The 17,314-nt window shown below is 29.3% G+C and carries 19 protein-coding genes; all 19 read right to left on the bottom strand.

Going from position 1 to position 17,314, the window contains the following annotated elements; all coding sequences use genetic code 11:
• Positions 1 to 209, bottom strand: a 209-nt coding sequence (locus KA900_RS11290) for a hypothetical protein (protein ID WP_210139642.1), incomplete at its 3' end; no start/stop codon positions are given.
• 11 nt (positions 210 to 220) lie between these two features.
• Positions 221 to 826, bottom strand: coding sequence for a restriction endonuclease (locus KA900_RS11285; protein ID WP_194378938.1), 606 nt, complete (start codon positions 824 to 826; stop codon positions 221 to 223).
• Positions 827 to 828: 2 nt separating this feature from the next.
• Complete coding sequence (locus KA900_RS11280; protein WP_069844518.1) at positions 829 to 1,854, bottom strand: DUF3991 and TOPRIM domain-containing protein; 1,026 nt, start codon at positions 1,852 to 1,854, stop codon at positions 829 to 831.
• Between the two features lie 33 nt (positions 1,855 to 1,887).
• Positions 1,888 to 2,769 (bottom strand): hypothetical protein, encoded by an 882-nt coding sequence (locus KA900_RS11275; protein ID WP_145389851.1) that lies wholly within the window; start codon positions 2,767 to 2,769, stop codon positions 1,888 to 1,890.
• Positions 2,770 to 2,779: 10 nt separating this feature from the next.
• Positions 2,780 to 4,906 (bottom strand): type IA DNA topoisomerase, encoded by a 2,127-nt coding sequence (locus KA900_RS11270; protein WP_069844520.1) that lies wholly within the window; start codon positions 4,904 to 4,906, stop codon positions 2,780 to 2,782.
• 17 nt (positions 4,907 to 4,923) lie between these two features.
• The gene (locus KA900_RS11265) at positions 4,924 to 6,297 is read right to left on the bottom strand and encodes a hypothetical protein (RefSeq protein ID WP_210139641.1); all 1,374 of its coding nucleotides are present in this window, start codon (positions 6,295 to 6,297) and stop codon (positions 4,924 to 4,926) included.
• A gap of 15 nt (positions 6,298 to 6,312) precedes the next feature.
• Positions 6,313 to 6,984 (bottom strand): hypothetical protein, encoded by a 672-nt coding sequence (locus KA900_RS11260; RefSeq protein ID WP_031770313.1) that lies wholly within the window; start codon positions 6,982 to 6,984, stop codon positions 6,313 to 6,315.
• 17 nt (positions 6,985 to 7,001) lie between these two features.
• Positions 7,002 to 8,336: an ArdC-like ssDNA-binding domain-containing protein gene (locus KA900_RS11255; RefSeq protein ID WP_031884040.1), complete on the bottom strand. Its 1,335-nt coding sequence runs from the start codon at positions 8,334 to 8,336 to the stop codon at positions 7,002 to 7,004.
• On the bottom strand, positions 8,336 to 8,902 hold the full coding sequence (locus KA900_RS11250) for a hypothetical protein (RefSeq protein ID WP_069804899.1): 567 nt from the start codon (positions 8,900 to 8,902) through the stop codon (positions 8,336 to 8,338). Before KA900_RS11250 ends, KA900_RS11255 begins: the two co-directional genes overlap by 1 nt.
• 13 nt (positions 8,903 to 8,915) lie before the next feature.
• Positions 8,916 to 9,302, bottom strand: coding sequence for a hypothetical protein (locus KA900_RS11245; RefSeq protein WP_210139640.1), 387 nt, complete (start codon positions 9,300 to 9,302; stop codon positions 8,916 to 8,918).
• Positions 9,303 to 9,320: 18 nt separating this feature from the next.
• Positions 9,321 to 10,496, bottom strand: a complete 1,176-nt coding sequence (gene mobP2 / locus KA900_RS11240; RefSeq protein WP_194378946.1) for a MobP2 family relaxase — start codon at positions 10,494 to 10,496, stop codon at positions 9,321 to 9,323.
• A gap of 17 nt (positions 10,497 to 10,513) precedes the next feature.
• Positions 10,514 to 10,768, bottom strand: a complete 255-nt coding sequence (locus KA900_RS11235; RefSeq protein WP_031884044.1) for a FitA-like ribbon-helix-helix domain-containing protein — start codon at positions 10,766 to 10,768, stop codon at positions 10,514 to 10,516.
• A 241-nt stretch (positions 10,769 to 11,009) separates the two neighbouring features.
• The gene (locus KA900_RS11230) at positions 11,010 to 11,861 is read right to left on the bottom strand and encodes a hypothetical protein (protein ID WP_210139639.1); all 852 of its coding nucleotides are present in this window, start codon (positions 11,859 to 11,861) and stop codon (positions 11,010 to 11,012) included.
• Positions 11,862 to 11,872: 11 nt separating this feature from the next.
• Positions 11,873 to 12,511: a hypothetical protein gene (locus KA900_RS11225; protein WP_069844528.1), complete on the bottom strand. Its 639-nt coding sequence runs from the start codon at positions 12,509 to 12,511 to the stop codon at positions 11,873 to 11,875.
• A 17-nt stretch (positions 12,512 to 12,528) separates the two neighbouring features.
• A complete protein-coding gene (locus tag KA900_RS11220) occupies positions 12,529 to 13,656 on the bottom strand; it encodes a CHAP domain-containing protein (protein WP_228482812.1) in 1,128 nt (375 codons plus the stop codon).
• Positions 13,657 to 13,658: 2 nt separating this feature from the next.
• On the bottom strand, positions 13,659 to 15,653 hold the full coding sequence (locus tag KA900_RS11215; protein ID WP_031884048.1) for a VirB4 family type IV secretion system protein: 1,995 nt from the start codon (positions 15,651 to 15,653) through the stop codon (positions 13,659 to 13,661).
• 10 nt (positions 15,654 to 15,663) lie between these two features.
• Positions 15,664 to 16,539 (bottom strand): hypothetical protein, encoded by an 876-nt coding sequence (locus KA900_RS11210; RefSeq protein ID WP_031884049.1) that lies wholly within the window; start codon positions 16,537 to 16,539, stop codon positions 15,664 to 15,666.
• Entirely contained in the window at positions 16,484 to 16,858 is a 375-nt protein-coding gene (locus KA900_RS11205) for a DUF5592 family protein (RefSeq protein WP_031770355.1), read from the bottom strand. The genes KA900_RS11210 and KA900_RS11205 overlap by 56 nt, the downstream gene beginning before the upstream one ends.
• A gap of 11 nt (positions 16,859 to 16,869) precedes the next feature.
• A partial coding sequence (locus KA900_RS11200) for a hypothetical protein (RefSeq protein WP_210139638.1) occupies positions 16,870 to 17,314 on the bottom strand: 445 nt, incomplete at its 5' end.

Genomic DNA, 17,314 nt, shown 5'->3' with positions numbered 1-17,314 from the left:
GGTGCTTTTATATAGTCTGTATCAATCCATGCTAACTCTGTTTGTTTTTCTTTAGAATCATAGTAATAATCAAATTCTGGTGCATAATCCACTTTTTCATTCATTGCTTCATGTAAATCATTAATTTTTACACCTCTATTTATTAAAAAATCGTCTAAATTTTCAACATTTTTCAAATGATATTCAATTTCTTCCCTGTTCATTACCATAATCTCACCTCTTAAATGTTTTTTGTGTACTTACAATTAGGATAGTTAGAACAACCTAAAAACTGGCCGTTTTTTCCTGTTCTAACTACTAATTCATGATTACATCTTGGACATTTTTCATTGTTTGAAAAATCGGGATTTATATTAATAATCCATTTAGATAATGTATTTCTATCTTTCATAATTATTGAACAAGCATTGCCCAATTCAACTGCACTTTTAGTATAGAAACTGTTGGTTACTATCCATGCTTCATCAGCCCCATGAAATCTTTGTGCTGCATATATTTCTTGTACGGCTTTAATACCAATTTTTGAACTGCTTCTTTTGGCTTGAACGACTATTTTTTTGTTTTCATTTTTCAATATTAGATCAGCACCGTAATCATGTGATGCTTTTGTAACACTGGGTTTATACTTCAATTTAGAAAATAAGGCTTCTAAATAATATTCAAACTCGATACCGTCCATTTTATCTACATCATATATTCTGGCTTTACGGTATATACTTTGAATCTTTTTCTTTTTAAGAAAATTCACTATGACTGGTAATAGTTTATAAGCGATAACTAATATAATAATTAATATGAGTATATTAAATATTGATATATTGTTCATATTCATCTTTCCCTTTCTTCGTCTTTTTCATTATCTATGATTTTCATTTGTTCTTTTGCCTCTTTTGGTTTTTCGTAAGTCGGTTCGCCATTAGTTATCGCTTTGTCCTTTTTTAATTGTTCATTCCAGTCTTTACGTTCTGTAGGTAAATCAAGTTTAAAATCTGTATCGTAAGAATTTATTACATTTCTAACAAAGTTTTTGCCTGCTTCATCATTATCTACTGCTAATACAATGCTATTTAGTGGATAATCTCTAGGGTGTTCCCCTTTTGAGACATTATATTTACCAACTTCATTAACATGCTCTTTTAGACTTTCTAGTTTTAGACCAGAAAGTGAAGCAATACGTGTTTGTTGAATATCTCTGTGAGCATCATAATAGCTTAAAGCATCAATAGGACTTTCTGTGAAAACTATATTTTTAATACCTTTCTCTTTATTTTGTAATACATCAAGATGAAACCCACCATGTTCTTTTGAACCCTCCACAACCTGTTTGAATGGTTTATCACCTGTTCCTCTTTTATCAGCACCTACAATATTGTTTTCATTATCAAGCCACTTAAAGCAAACATTATTAAAACCGTCTTGTGCTACTGCACCAGTTTTAAATGACCAATCGACTAACCTTTCATCTAATCCACGTTCATTAATTAGGTAATTTCTCGCTATTTTAGTATTTTCTACTTCGTACTTTGTATCATATTTTAATTCTTTTTGTTCTTCTTTAGGGGCTTTAGATGCATCATATTGACCAAATTCACCATCTACTAACATAGTCATAGCATCTTTAAACTTCATATCCAATACTTCAACAGCAAATGATAAACCACCGTTTCCTTTTTTACCTGTCGAATTCCAATAAAAGCTCTGTCCTTTTAATACTAATGAATCATGTTCATTGCAACGATCATACTTACCTTGTCTGCTAAATGACAAACCATTTTGTTCACCGATTTCTCTAATGTCCACATCTCTAGCTTTTGCTTTTTCTTCATCTGTAAATACTCTGTGAGTTTTTGACATTTTAAAAACCTCCTAAAAAAGCAATCCTAGTAATTAGGATTGCTTTTTAAATTCATTTATTTTCTTTTTTAAAATTTCTATTTCGCTTTTTACAGTTAAATTGAGTTCTTTTTCAAGATCTATTATTTTCATACCGTCGATTACATTTACCTTTGTTGATTTATTTAGAGCTATTAACGTATCATCTTCAAGATAAATATTTAAAATTGCTTCGTTTTCTTTTTTATTTTTAATAAACACTTTTACAAAGTAAATTTCTCTCTTATAATTTTTGAGTCTAAGTGTAGGTTTGTATTCGTTATAATACCAGTAGTTATATATATTGATATGTTTATTTTCAAAGAAAACATCTTCTCCTATGTCTAGTGTTTTAAGTTCTTTTTTATGATTTTCAAGAAGTAAGAATATTATCATGATGATATTATTCACTAGCAAGCTCAAAAAGAATATGATTGAAAAAACTATCATAACAAGTATAAACACTTTTATAGGTATAAAAAGTATTGCGAACACTTTCATAGTAACTAGCGTAAGTGGATCCGTAGGTTGACCAATAAGGTTTTCAATTATTATAGAAGTATAAAATATTAATAGAAATATTATAGGTGCTGCAAAAGATAATAAACTTAATATAACCCTTTCCCCAACCTTACTAGCCCTAAATTTGGCACCTTGTGTAGTCAGAATTAGTACACCTATAGGGATATAGGCCATTATTAAGTCATTGAATATATTACCTAATGTTATTATTGTTTGTTTTAAATCATAGAAAGTTAGAAGATAAATAAATTCTTGATTAATAAATGTTCTAATTGCAATATATAATGTAATAAATGCTACAATAATATATTCCTTCTTTTGATCTCTATTTTTCCCAAAAATATTATCTAAAATTGGCTTATTTTCATTATCCATCTTTATCCCCCTAATCAAACGTCAATATAATCTTTTTAATATTCTTTTCATTATCATCATCAAGTTTTAGATATGCTTCATATGACTTACCAGCTTTACTTTTAAACTTTAATTTTTGGGATGTCTTTCCTTTAGTTATCAATGTTTTCAACTGTTTATCTGGAATTTTTTTCTTGAAGAAATTTTTGAAAAATATTTGTTCACAATTACTACATTTTATAACCTTGCCTTTATCTGTTAGTTGACCCTGTTTACAATTAGGACATTGACCAATGGTACTTTCATCAATTGTTTTTTCAACTTGCTTTTGTACATCTACATTTTTGGCCTTTTCATTGTACTGATCTAGCTCTTTTTTAATGAATTTCATAGTTACATCAATAAAGCCACTTATATTAGCTTGTCCTTGACCGATATATTTTAATCGTTTTTCCCATTCTGCTGTCATTGTAGGGCTAGAAAGCAAGCTACCTTTAACTGCTTCACAAAGTAATATACCTTTTTCTGTGATTGCTACTTTATTACTTGTGATTTTGATATATTGTTTGGATTTTAAACCTTTTATAATGCCATCTCTTGTAGCCTCTGTACCCAAACCTTGTATATCTTTCAATATATCTGCTGCTTCATCATCATCTAATGTCTTTCCGCAAGTTTTCATCAATGTTATTAATTCGCCCTCTGTGTAGGGTTTCGGAGGTGTTGTAATACCCTCTTGAGCTTTAACTTTAGCATCTACAGATTCATTTAATTCAACTTTTGGGAGTTTATTTTCATTGTTACTTTCTTTCTCTGTATCATCTTTTAGAAATAATGATTTCCACCCTTTATTTTTTTCAACAGTACCTTTCGTATAGAAAATTAAACCATTCACATCAGTTTCAATGACAGTTTCATCAAAAACATAATCTTCTGCAAACATACTTAATGTTGTATTGACTACTTCGTTTAATACATTCATTTCTTCTTGATTCAAATTTTCTATATCTTGTTTAGAAGGGATTTTTGAAGTCGGAATAATGGCATAGTGTTCTTGTACCTTTGAACCGTCTACATAGCGTTTACGAGGCTTTGTATAGCTTGTATTAAAGTTTTTCTTATAGACTTCTTTAAGGGCTTCTAAATTTTGTTTTAAATAGTTAAATTCTTCTTCTGTAATTAGATTACTGTCAGTACGTGGATAACTTAATATCTTCCGTTCATATAGCGTTTGAACAATCTTTTTTGTCTTTTCTGTTCCATATTTGTATTTTTTATTGATTTTGGTTTGAAGTGTTGATAAAGAATGTAATTTAGGTGCTTGTTGTTTCTTCTCTTTTGTTTCTACTTTACATACATTACCATGTGTTACTTGGCTTAATTTATGTTGCTTTTCTAACTCAATTAAATCTGCTTTTTCAAAAGTTTTAATTTTAGCCTTACCTTTATATTGACCGTTTTGAGCTTTAAATTCACCTACTACCTCATAATACTTTTCTGGTTTAAAATTGTTAATCGCCTTTTGTCTTTCATAGATCATACATAAAGTAGGCGTTTGAACTCTACCAATTGAAAAAGTTTCATTTAAACCTTGTGAACGAAAAATATTAGAATATAGTGGGCTTAAATTCATTCCTATTAGATAATCGCTTATCTGTCTTGCGTATGCTTCTTGATAGCTCTGATAGTCTTGTTTATTATCTTTTAAGTTTCTAAACCCTTTAATAATTTCAGAATCAACGGTTGAGTTAATCCATAACCTTTTTATAGGTTTATCTTTAACACCAGTTAGATTAAGCGTTGAATAAAAGATATTACTACCCTCTCTATCAATATCTGTTGCGTTAATTAATACATCAGCCTCTTTAAAAAACTTCTTCACTGCATTATATTGAGCGTTTTTATCTTTGCCAACTTTAAATTCAAAAGGTTCTGGTTTGTATGGTAAATTCTCTATTTGCCAATTATTTACTGGGTTTTTGTAATCTTTTGGTAGTTTTAATTCTACTAAATGACCATATCCCCATGTAACAATTGCATTACTTATAATATCGCTATCTTTAATTTCAATATATTCTTTGTGTTTAGCCTTTATACCTAATGCGTTAGCATAATCTCTGGCTTGTGATGGTTTTTCAGCGAATATAACTGTTTTCATATATATAACCTCCTAAATTATCGTTCAAAATCGCTATTTTCTGCCATATCTATATACTCTTGTGGAAGTGGGTTAGCTTCTGCAAATTGTTCAGGGGTACGTGACTTTTTTTCATTATCTTGTTGTGTTTCATCGATAGCATCTTCATCTATTAGATAATTAAATTCATTTGTTTCTGTGTTAAAGCTAAATGTAAACGCATCTTCATTCGCTTGTATTTTTGCTGTATCTGTTTCATTTAATGTGAGTGCATATTCTTCGCTGCCAACTTCAACTATTACTTTTTCACCATCTACATCTAACAAATTAGCTTCGACTTGCTTATCATCAATATTCTCTGCCATTTCTTTATATTCACTTTTTTCATTTAAAGATTGGAAAACTTCTGTTTGTTGAATATCATAGGCCTCTTTAATGACCTTGTTTTGCTCTAATTCTGATTTTTCAGATACTTGAATATGCTCTTTGGCCTCGTTAGGTAATGTTTTTTCTATGCCTTTAATAGCCTTATCAAATTCATTCATGCCCTCGTATTGAGGTATGTTTTGTTTTTGATCTTCTAAATGCTGTATTCTACTTTCGTTTAGCTCTCTGGGACTTATTTTTTCTTCAATACTTTGTATGCCTTGCAATGTGAATTGTTCTAATTGAAGTTTATTAATATTAGTATCATTGGAATAAGGCTCACTATAAGATATTGTATTATGAGCATCTTTAAGATAATTATACAAATCAATAACATTTCCTTTTTCCTCTTGATTTTGCCAATCAATACTATGATTGACTTTTTCAAAGTTATAAGGTGTTTCTTGCTTGTCGTCTTGAATGTTTAATTTCTGATTTATAATTTCTAACCTTGATACTTGTTCATAGTTTCTTAAATTTTGAATATCTGCACCTTGATTAATTGTTTGATAACTTGATTTCATCATATCTTTTAAATTATCAAACTGATTACTTAATGTAGGTGTTTCATTTTCAATTTCTGATACTTGCTCTTGCTCTTTTGTAAATATATCTCTGACTTTATCAAATGTTGAAGTGATATTTTCTACTGTTGGACTATCTTTGTTCCATGTAACTAAATCTTTAATATTATTTTTTATAGTTTCAGGATTAATAGAATGGTCATTGAAAAAGTCTTTTACACCGTTAATTTGTTGCATAATAAAATCACTTGTAAATGCATTACTCAAACGTTCTTTCATGCCTACAAGTGATTGCTGCAACTCTTTAAAGTAGCTATCTTGATTTAATTGTTGTCTATCTGGCTTATCAATCCTTTTTAATAACTCTTGGTCAACTTGCTTCGCTATTAATTCTTGTAAATCTTCTTTATCTAAATCAATTTTGTACTTTTCTTTTAATATATCCTTGATTGGCGTTTCCATACGTTCACTCCTATTCTATCTTTCTAATTCATTATCTTGTTCTTCTTCTATCTGCTTTTTATTAAAACGTGGCGTCTTGTCTAAACCATCATTTTCCATTTCAATGGATTCTGTTGCTTCTCTATAAACTATGTTTTCAGTTTCTTTATCTAGTGAAAATTCATATTTTTTCGGATTTTCTAGCATTTCTAAATATTCTTGGTGTGGTATTGTAACAGTGTATATAGCTTCGTCTGTTTCTAATTCAATTGTTCCATTATCTATATTTGATACATAACAATGTTTTGATGGTGATTCAATATCTTCTTGTGTTTTAATATCTGCTATCTGATATTGTTGATTTACTTTATTAAATGCTTCTTTATTTTTATTGTATTCATTAAACACTTCATTTTCTAATGGTCTATATGCTCTATCTTTTAATTGAATATCTTCTACATCTTCCATTTGTTCTTCTGCTTCATGTAAGTTTTTAACTGCATTATCTAGTTTAGTAAAACTCTTTGTCGCATCTTGTACACTTTCTTCTATAACTGATTTAACGTTAGGATTAATATTAGCTTTTATTTCTTCCATATCTGATTGTTCTTCATCACTTAGTTGAGGCACATTGAATAATGGTTTATCTGAAAAGAATTCTTTAAGTAAATATGTCTGGTATTTTTTTCCCATTTCATTTTGATTCATTAAAATCACTCCTTTAATTATCTTGATAAGTCGTTATCATCATTAATGATTTCTATATTTTTATTATTTTCAACAGGTTTGAAATTGGATCGATTGTCAATCCTTTCTTCACTATTTACCATTTTGCGACCACTTTGTTCTTGTGGTGCTACATATTGTCTTAAATAGTCATAGAAATTGGGTTGCGATAATTCTGTTTGATTAGGTGCATAACTATATTCTCTACCTTGTAGTATTTTCGTCCTATTATCCTTTGGACTGTTATATACCATTTGGGGCGTAAACTGACTGTACATTTCCTTTGAGAAAAAATTTGCATCTTGTACGGTATAAAGCTGATTTTCTCTCATGAATGAATTATTTTTGATATTTTCTGGCTTAATATATGCTCTATCTTTATTTTGATTAGCTTCTAAATATATTTGCTTACTGTCATTACCATCTATGGCTTTTATTAATTCACTAGATGCTTTTTGAACATCTTTCATTAAATCCATTTTTTGTGAATTATCCATTTGATTAGCATAACCATGAATATATTTAATAGAATAATCATCATTATCTAATCCCATATACTTACCTACGATTAATGCTGTCATTTCAGCTTGAAATTCTCTATCTTCTTTTTTTAAATCTTTATTAGGTTCTACAATTTTATCTTTGCCATGTATAAGGGCGTGACCTAACTCATGAATCATCGTTTTTGTATTTTGTTTTTCTTCGTTATTTTTATTCAATTCAATAACTTTTTGACCACTATGAGTTTCTATATAAGCACCTCTTGCACCCTCCATACTGTCTTTACTTTGTTGTACGTTAATATTAAATGAATTAGCAATTTTAGTTAGGTTACTTATTTTTTCATCATAATCTGGAACACTCCCTCTTAATTGTTGTAGCATTTGAGGGTATTTATCTTCTGGTAAGTTTGTTTGTCTAATATCAAAAACATTACCTTTAACAAATGTGATGGACTTATTTACTTTAATTTGGTTGTTTTTAATTTTATCTTTTTCTTCTGCTGTAGCTTTACTAATCGGAACAACATTTTTATCCTCACCATTATGACGTACAAACGTTTTACGTTCACTAGGAACCATTATCTTTATGGCTTTTTCGCCTTTCATAACTTGTGCATCTAATTGTTGCCATTTTTTATAGGGGGCTACGATAGTTGCACCATCATTTTGATTCGCAATTAGCATTTGGTTTCTATTTGAGTAATTATAAAATTGTGAAGCAAAGTCAATATATTCTCTAATATCTTCTGGTGATCGGAAGAATTTATCAAGTTGTTCTAAGGCTTGTTCTGATGTTTCTTTAATAAATTTATTCAATTCAGATTGCTTCATTATTCTTCACCATCTTCCCCTATCATCATATTTCCTAATTCCAAATCCCCTGTATCAAAACCACTCATATCATTAAAAATTATTTTATGAAATTCTGGACTATATTTAAATTGTATTTCATCAATCTGTTCATCATTATCACTTTCTTGTAAACAATTTAGTATAAAATTATGAATATCATCTCTTAAATATATAGTTAATGCTTCGTTGTCCTCCGTTAAAATATCTGCATATTTTTTTCCTTTTAAATCATACATGCTTTCAATCGTACAATATTTAGTAGTAACTGGCATATCCTCAATTGAAAAGAAGTAATCAGCAATGGAATCAATTTCTGCTTGCTGCTTAACAGTGTATTCAGTATTAAAAATGATAATACCTTTGTCGGCATTAATAGTGAACTCGGGTTCTTCATTTTTAGATAATTGTTGATAGCATTGTTCAAGTTGTGCTTTTGATAATTCAAAATCATATTCAAATTCTTCTGTTTCAACTGTTATGATATTATCTTCTAATTTTACAAATGTTGCTGTTTCACCATCTTTAATTAATTGGTTATTTTCCATTGATCACCACTCCTTAATGTTCTGATAATATTTGCGTTCTTTTATACTGTATTTGTCTACTAACTTCCTCTTTTGCTTCATTTAACCAATTAGTTGGTGATTCAGTTGTGCTTATGTTTTCTTCAAACATTTCTCTATATGCGTATGTGTTAGCAAATTCTAATATAGTTTTAATATCTTTAGAACTTTGGTTAATAGCTTTTAATATTTTGCTTGTATTTTCAGCTACATCATTATTACCTTTACCTAATAATTCATCTTTTAACTTAATGTTTTCATCTAATATATGTTCTATTGCTTCTCCATTAGTTTGAAGATTATTTTCCTTTTTTACATTTTCAAGATGCTCTAAATAATCAGGATTTATTCTAAATCTTTTTTGAATTCTATGTGATGACATATAATCAAACCTTTCCTATTATTCTTCTTTTTCATAAGATTTATCAAATTCATAGTGATATTGATTAATATTTCTTTCCTTTTGAAAGTCATTTCTTAATGCTCTTTGTGTATTATATAATGTACTGTTTAATGCGTACCCAATTTGCATTTTATTGTTTACTTTAGGATTAATATTTAAAGGGTTTTTATTATCTTGTTTATTAATTTCTTTAAACTTAATATTATTATATTCTTCATTAAATGACTTGATTTGTTTTAAAACTGTATTACCTGCACGTGAATATAAATCGTTCATTTTAGTTTCTTCATACTTTTTGTAATCTGATTTATCCCCGTATGTTTCTTTATATAACTTAGACTGTTTTTTTAGGTCTTGCTTGAATTCGTCGAATTCTTTACCATGATTATTTTTTATATACATTAAAGTAAATTTATCTATTTCTGGGCGAGCTTGCTTCATAATATTGTTATTATATTGCCATTCCTTTTTGGGTATATCTTTAATTTCTTCATGTATTTTTTTTAGTTGTAACTTCATTTGTTTATCGTAATCTGGTTCGTTTTGTTCTTTTATACCTTTAACTATTCTATCTCTTATGAAGTTATTAATTTTAGTTCGTTCACCACTCATATCAAACAATTCATTTGCAAATGATGATTTCATTTCTTTAATCGTTGAATACTTTCTTTTGCCACGTTCTCTTGTAACATCTTTTTCAACTGCTGCTACATGTACATGTATGTTATCCGTATTGTAATGTATAGATGATGACCATACTAAATTATTTTCTAGACCTTCTTTTTTCTCAAATTTTTGCATAGCTTTTCTTGTTGCTTGTCTCATTTTTTGTTCATCTAAATACTTACATTCTGGATCAAATATACCAGCTTCTTTTAAAGATTCATTATCGAATGAAATTACATCTTTCCACATAATTCCGTTGTTTTTTTGTGCCTCATTAAACTTAGACTTAGTATATTTAATTTCATCTTCACTCATATAATTAGAATTATCGTTGAACATGGAATTACTTTTTTGTTCATCAAACATATAATGTGTGTAGACATCATATTGAAATTCTTTATGTTCATTTTTCTTTGCTTCATCTCTATCAACGTAATCAACATACTTGCTAAATTTCGTTTTATTTTTTGATTGTTCAAATTCAGACATTGTAACTATTTTAGGCATACAATCATTCCTTTATATTAGTAATCAACTGATTCTAAAATGTTTAATATTTTATCTTGCTTACTTGCTACTTCCTTTAAAACTTTAGTATTTTGTGCTTGTTGATGTGTTTGTTCTTCATATAATTTTTTATATTGTTCTAAAGGATCATTTTCTTCTAAAAGTTTGAGTATATATTCATTCATACTATAACCTTTTTCTTTTGCTTCTTGTTTAATTCTTAAATGCAAACCCTTATCTAAATTCCTAATATATAGCGATACAGTTTCCATTATATCGTTACCACCTTTCAATATTTCTATATTATAATAGTATGTGAGTTAAGAGCATAAGGGGAATATGCTATCATTTAAAATGATAGGTCTGGCGAAGCCAGACATTCCAACACTTCAAGTCAATTTTTAAATGATATCTTAAATCCCCTTTTGTCTCACCTTTGTGACACTATATATAGTATGTGTCTCACATTTGTGACACTATATATAGTTTACGTCTCACTATTGTCTCACCACTTTACTGTGTATATTTTTTTGTATCATTGTATTTTTGTTTTAATAATTTTACTTTTTCATCACTTTGTTTTATTTGTTCTTTGTAGTCATCAATTTCAGTATTATATGAATCAATATCTGTTTTTTTAGATTCAATTTTACTGTCTGTTTCTGTTTTTTCTGTTCCAGTTTGATATGACTTTTCTGATTCTAATTCATTAATTTCATTTTTAGTTTTTGATATTTTCTTCTCAGTTTTTTCTTCAGATTCTTCTAAATCTTTTTTAGAATTTAACGTATCATCAATATCATTTTGTACAAATTCTAGTTGGTAATCTTCTTTACTCATATCTTTAGAAGAATCATTTGTTTTAACTTTCTTTTCATTACCGAGTAACTTAGTTATTTCTTCACCTTTACCTGACTCTGAACCAGAATTCTCAAATACTTTAACTACCATTACTTCAAAACCTTTTTTAACATCATAAATTCTAATTGCTTGTTTGTTATCAGTTTTTGCAATAACTTTATAATCTACTGTTTGGTTTGGTGTTGTATTTGGTATCATTTCATAACTTCTTTTTATGTCTTTACTTTGGTTAATATCATCATGATATTGTAAAACTAAATCCATCGTATGATTACTTTTATTCCATTCCCATTTATCTATTTTTACTTTTCCTGATGCTGATAAATCATTCCACTTTCCTACTTCTGTATTTGCATTTGTTACCTCATCTTCTGTATAAAAATGACCAAAAAGTAAAAGGAGTGATGCTAAAACAACAAAGGCAGTTAGTCCATAAAATAACCAACTGCCTTTTCCTTTTATCGAGGTCTTATCACTTCTAAATGCTGTGAATAGTTCTTTCATATTCTCACCTCTTAGTCTTTATCTTCATCTTTGTATTCATTTTTTTGGTCGTCAAATTGTTTGAATTTAACTACTTTCCAGTCATTACTTTTCTCTTGTTTTAACGTCATTTCTGATGCTACATCTCTTGAAGAAACTATCTTCCCATTATTATCTTTTATAGCTTGAGTTAAAGTTAAATACATATGATAATCTGATTTCTTAGGTGAGTATCTTTCTGAATATATATTTACATTTTCTATTTCTGTTTTATATTTAATTGGTGATTTTCTTTTATCACCATAATATTGATCTGCTAAAGATTTATCCATTACTTTCTTTGCATTTTCATATCGCTTTTTATCGTCCATTTGTGGGTCAGTTACATATAATACTTTTACAAACTCTTTAGCTTTTTTTCTTATTTCTTCTTCTTCTTTATTTACGTTTTTAGCATCTAATCTATTTATTAAATCTTCTTTTTTATCATTATCTTTTTGTAGTTCATTGACTGTTCTTTTTAAAGATTCGTTTTCTGAATTTGTATCATTTTGTGAGCTATACACGAAATATATAATTGTACCGATTAATACTAGCAGCACAATTATATACCCAAATATTTTAGTAGAATTTGATTTTTTATTTTTATTCTCGCTCTCATTATTTGTCATATTTTTCACCTCATTGATTAATATATGAACGTTAAATCTTTCTTAGGTTTAAATGTTCTTTCACCATATTCAAAAGGTTTAATGTTATATTCACTTACTCTGATTTCCCCATTCTTTTTGACTTCTTCAACAAACGCTATATGACCATATTCAGTTGAACCAAAATCTTCTGAATTGTAAGGCCACGATACCATTGCCCCAACTTTTGGTTCTTTTCCTGTCTTATAACCTTGTTGTTTTGCTTTCTCTGGCCAATCTCCACCATTACCAAATAATAATGTAACTGGTAATCCTAATTCTTTACGTCTGTTATATACATACCAAGTACATTGGTTATATGCGTAAGTATTAGGTTCAAATTTCTTACCACTATATTTAGGTAATTTTCCATCATGTTTTTTTAGAACTTTGTCTAATTTTTTGATTGATTTACCAGCTGGTACATCAGAATCACAACTTACTTTTGCTTCACCTTTGCCATCACCTAACGAACTCATAATTGATTTCACTGTTGGAATCCAACTATTATTCATACCTGTTGGATCATTAGTAGCTCCTTCTGTTGGTGCATATTTTGGCCCTATTTTTTCTGGTGTTGTTAAACCTTTACTTATATATAATTCATCTAAATTTTTTGCCCCTGCTTCTAAACCTTTTTCAATAGTATCAAATTTTGCATGGTCAGAATTAATTGTACCTGCACCCATTACAGACAATGGATTTTTTTGTTTTGTAGCATTTACACCTTTACCCCATTGAGATTCACTAGCAATTATTGCCATGAATAATTTAGGTGGAACATTATGTTTTTTAGCTATTTTTTGAATTTGTTCTGACTTACCCTCTAAAGCGCCACCTTTAGCATTTTTCTCAAAAACTGATATTCCTTTGTCGTTAACGCTACCTCCTGAAACTTGGCAACCACCATCGCCACCACTTACTTGTTCTTTCTGTTTATCTTCTTCTATTTTTACTGCTGTGATAATTGTTCCGAATATCACTATAATTAAAAGTATGACTGCGAGAATACCTAGTACCCACGCCCACACATACCATAATGAAATATTAAGTTTTGTAGCAATGGCTTTTGCTGCCATCTTCACAGCTTTTTTAGAGGCTCCTTTTACCATATTACCTTTACGCAATATTAAGCACCTCCTCCAAAGAGATCATTTTCTTCTTCTGTCGTTTCAATTTTAAATTTCACATTTCTAAGTCCTGCTATATTTAATATTGCTTCACCTGTGCCTAATTGCGGTATTACTCCCAATTCTGAATCACTTAATTCTTGTGAGAAAATACTTCCTAATTTTTCTACATTGGAAGTATCTTGTCGCATGATGAATCTATATGTTGTTTGTGAAAATAATGTTTTCACTTTTGCTATATTTTTCTGTTGAGAATCTTCTGGTATAAAGTCTTTAATATCTTGTGATGCAAATATAAAGCCTCCAAAATATTTTCTATCTTCACGTATGAACTTTTCACATTTATCTACAACAGGTGCATCTGTTTCATTTGCTGAAATTAAGTTATGTGCTTCATCAAAAATCAATCTGTATCTTACAGCATCATCTAGTTCTAGTTCTTTTCGGTTATATGCTTGGAATTGTGGTGATCCAAAGTAAACCATTTCATCAAATAAAAGATTCATTACGTTAAATAATTGGGCTTTTTTAACTTCATCACCCATTGAGTTCAATTGTCTTATAGAAAAATTAATTATCTGGTGTTCTTTAAAGTTTTCAATTGTTGTGTGTCCGTCAAACATACGACCATTTGAAGATATAATATCTAATAAAGTTAATTCAATCGCTTGGTATTGTTGTACTCGTTCATCTGATATATTTTCTCTAACCGTTGTAAATTTTTCATCACTATATAATGTTTCTCTTAAATAATTAAGTAATTCAGAAAACGTAGGATATTCACTTGATTTTAAGTTAGTGATATTTGTTTGTTCGTCTGTATTTGAACTCCATAAACCTTTGTGTTTATAAAATTGGTCAACGATTATTCTAAATAACTGTTTATCTTTTTCAGCTGCATCGGGATTCATCAATCCATAAAATGTACTCAATTTTTGCTTATGTTGGTTGAATGAAGTTACTTCATCAACTTCTTGAATGTTCTGACCTAAATCATCTGTTTTTTCTCTTACTGCTACTGCATTGACTTCTAATGGATTAATCATTCCATCTGTACCATCTAGTGAAATTGTTTTACCACCTAATACGTTAACTAAATGTACGAATTCCCCAGTCGAATCAATTGTTCTTACACGATTTCCTTGTATAGATTCTTCTAATAAAATCTTTTTAAGTGCATGAGATTTACCTGCACCTTTCGCACCAACTAATACACCATCATATGAAGTACGTCTTTGGTCTTTATGGAACAAGTCGAGTATGATGTTACCTCCTGTGTCCGAAGTGCCCCAATAAACACCTCTAGGGTCATTTAAAGATACCGAGTGGAAAGGAACGCCTGTCGCAATTGTCTGTGCAGGTATATCCTTTTTAATACGAGGCAAAATTGCATCTTGTTGCGTTAAGCTCATTGTTAGTGCTTGGCTTTCAAATTTCTGTTCATTAAGGTACACTGTACCTTTAAAATCCATTGAATTTAAGAAGATTAGTATTTCATTTATCTTTTCATCGACTTCATCACGTGTACGTCCACTTACATACATTCTTAGTACAACTTCCTTAATAGATTCCCCACCATTACGAATATCTCTTAATAAACTATCTAATTCATAATAGGCTTCTTGTGCTTCACTTCTTGCTACAATATCTCTATCATTGTTCATTCTGTCTAAATACTCTGTCATACCAGTTTTCAAGTCATTTTTAATTTCTTCTCTAGTTTTTGTTTTCATATCCATTGTTACGATAGTATTATCCATCGTCATAAGTTGACCTAACCAAAAATCTTCAACATCAGTAGGTGTTTCATAAATAGTAATACAGGTTTCGTAACCAGTGCCTTTTTTTACATAAAAATCATTTTTATAATTTACGCCACCTCTAGGCTGAATCTTTGCAAGTAAGTCTAAATTGTAATCAGACACTGACATATCGCCACTGTTCAAGTTTTTCTTTGTCTGATTTTTTTCTTTCATTTTAGTGTATAAACTCATATAATCCCTCCTATTTAATTTCTTCGCATTGGTTGTTCAATTTATAAAGTATCTTAATTTCTTGTTCTTCATTCAACATTTTAATTGGGAATCCACCAGACATAGCATTTTTATATGTTTGTAGATTTATTCTTAATTCTTGTGGCGTTGTACCAAATACCATAGCTAAAAATGAACGTTCCATACGTGATGACTGTTCAAGATATTCAAATTTTTCTATTCGTTTTTCTAAAAAGTATTTATGAATATCATTTTCTCTAGTGTCATGCTTTTTAATTAAATTAGTGCGTTGTTGTTCTGTATCTATCGGCATGTTCAAAGCTAGTATTTTGTTATCTTTGTTATATGCTTTTAGCATATTTAGCAAAACGCCCATATCATATAACTGTTCATTTGAATTTCGGCTCATAATATCTTTGGGGTGTACTTGAAAGAATTTCATATAAGTTCCATCTCTTAGAATAAACAAACCTCCTGATGCTTCATCTGTTCGATCTATAATATTTGTTATATCAAGAAATGTTTTTTTAGGTTTATGTTTCTTAAATTGAATTAAGGGTTTGTCTTTTTTCTTAATACGAGGTCTATTTTTAATTTTAAATTTCTTTTTTTCTATATTTGGTGATTCAAATAATGTTTTAGAATTATTACTTTCATCTTCATTTCGTTCTTCTGATTGCTTTGTTTGTGTACTAAATAATGGCTTCTTACCTGACTTATCACTATTTTTAGTAGGTTCTGTTTTTACAGTGTTCTTATTTGAATTACTATGCTTCCCAAACAAAGAAGAAGTGCTATCTTCTTTAAATAGCACTTCTTGATTCTCTGTATTACTTTTGTTTTTCGAGGAAGTCTTTGTAGCTTGATTGCTTTCGAATAATGGCATTTTTTTTGCCCTCCTTAGTCTTGCTAATAATACTGTATGGTATTTCTTCATAAGTGTTTCTATCTTTGGTCATTGTTAACATAAACACTCTTAAACTTCGTCTTGTGGGATTCGTACCAAATGGTCTAATCAATAATACTGCTGCTATAAAAACCTCTAATACATATAAGTAGATTGTTAATTGAGCAGGTACTATATTTAGTGCTTGAAGAAAGTACCCTATAACAAATACAGTGAAAATAACAACAACGTCTTTCATATATAACCATCGAGTTAATTTGGCCTCTACACTGGTGCTTTCTGGAATTCTATTTGCCATTATTTACACTCCTAACGTTTGGGATTTATTCTTTGTTTATTTACCGGTCTATTGGGTGTCTGTTTAGAAGCTCTATTTGAACCACCATTAGATGGTCTAGCACTTCTATTTGAGCCACTGTTAGTTGATTTAACTGAATTTACTTGCTTAGGTTGATTTACAGTTTTATTACTATTAGATGGTTTGTTCACATGTGTTCTATTACTTTGTGTTGAACCAGTGCTACCTCTATTAATAGATGCTTTTTGTGATGGCGTTCTATTTTGACTATTATTTCTATTTGCACTCATAGGACTTTTCGGTCTGTGATACTGTGAATTCCCTTTATTTTGATTGCTAGATAGTGGTTTTTGGCTTTCTCTTTGTTGCGTAAATCCATTTGCTTGTTTTGGTGTGTTTTGTGGTTCACGATTGGTTGCTTCTGATGATAATGGGGTATTTCTGGATTGAGCGTTA

The sequence above is a fragment of the Staphylococcus sp. GDY8P120P genome (assembly GCF_017892065.1).
Taxonomy (GTDB): domain Bacteria; phylum Bacillota; class Bacilli; order Staphylococcales; family Staphylococcaceae; genus Staphylococcus; species Staphylococcus nepalensis.
The sequence above is the reverse complement of the archived record's forward strand: the minus strand, read 5'-3'. Positions and strand labels throughout refer to the sequence as shown.

Bases quoted from the DNA above. Each gene is read 5' to 3' on its own strand.
- KA900_RS11285 (WP_194378938.1), bottom strand. From the start codon at position 826: ATGAACAATATATCAATATTTAATATACTCATATTAATTATTATATTA.
- KA900_RS11280 (WP_069844518.1), bottom strand. From the start codon at position 1,854: ATGTCAAAAACTCACAGAGTATTTACAGATGAAGAAAAAGCAAAAGCT.
- KA900_RS11275 (WP_145389851.1), bottom strand. From the start codon at position 2,769: ATGGATAATGAAAATAAGCCAATTTTAGATAATATTTTTGGGAAAAAT.
- KA900_RS11270 (WP_069844520.1), bottom strand. From the start codon at position 4,906: ATGAAAACAGTTATATTCGCTGAAAAACCATCACAAGCCAGAGATTAT.
- KA900_RS11265 (WP_210139641.1), bottom strand. From the start codon at position 6,297: ATGGAAACGCCAATCAAGGATATATTAAAAGAAAAGTACAAAATTGAT.
- KA900_RS11260 (WP_031770313.1), bottom strand. From the start codon at position 6,984: ATGAATCAAAATGAAATGGGAAAAAAATACCAGACATATTTACTTAAA.
- KA900_RS11255 (WP_031884040.1), bottom strand. From the start codon at position 8,336: ATGAAGCAATCTGAATTGAATAAATTTATTAAAGAAACATCAGAACAA.
- KA900_RS11250 (WP_069804899.1), bottom strand. From the start codon at position 8,902: ATGGAAAATAACCAATTAATTAAAGATGGTGAAACAGCAACATTTGTA.
- KA900_RS11245 (WP_210139640.1), bottom strand. From the start codon at position 9,302: ATGTCATCACATAGAATTCAAAAAAGATTTAGAATAAATCCTGATTAT.
- mobP2 (WP_194378946.1), bottom strand. From the start codon at position 10,496: ATGCCTAAAATAGTTACAATGTCTGAATTTGAACAATCAAAAAATAAA.
- KA900_RS11235 (WP_031884044.1), bottom strand. From the start codon at position 10,768: ATGGAAACTGTATCGCTATATATTAGGAATTTAGATAAGGGTTTGCAT.
- KA900_RS11230 (WP_210139639.1), bottom strand. From the start codon at position 11,861: ATGAAAGAACTATTCACAGCATTTAGAAGTGATAAGACCTCGATAAAA.
- KA900_RS11225 (WP_069844528.1), bottom strand. From the start codon at position 12,511: ATGACAAATAATGAGAGCGAGAATAAAAATAAAAAATCAAATTCTACT.
- KA900_RS11215 (WP_031884048.1), bottom strand. From the start codon at position 15,653: ATGAGTTTATACACTAAAATGAAAGAAAAAAATCAGACAAAGAAAAAC.
- KA900_RS11210 (WP_031884049.1), bottom strand. From the start codon at position 16,539: ATGCCATTATTCGAAAGCAATCAAGCTACAAAGACTTCCTCGAAAAAC.
- KA900_RS11205 (WP_031770355.1), bottom strand. From the start codon at position 16,858: ATGGCAAATAGAATTCCAGAAAGCACCAGTGTAGAGGCCAAATTAACT.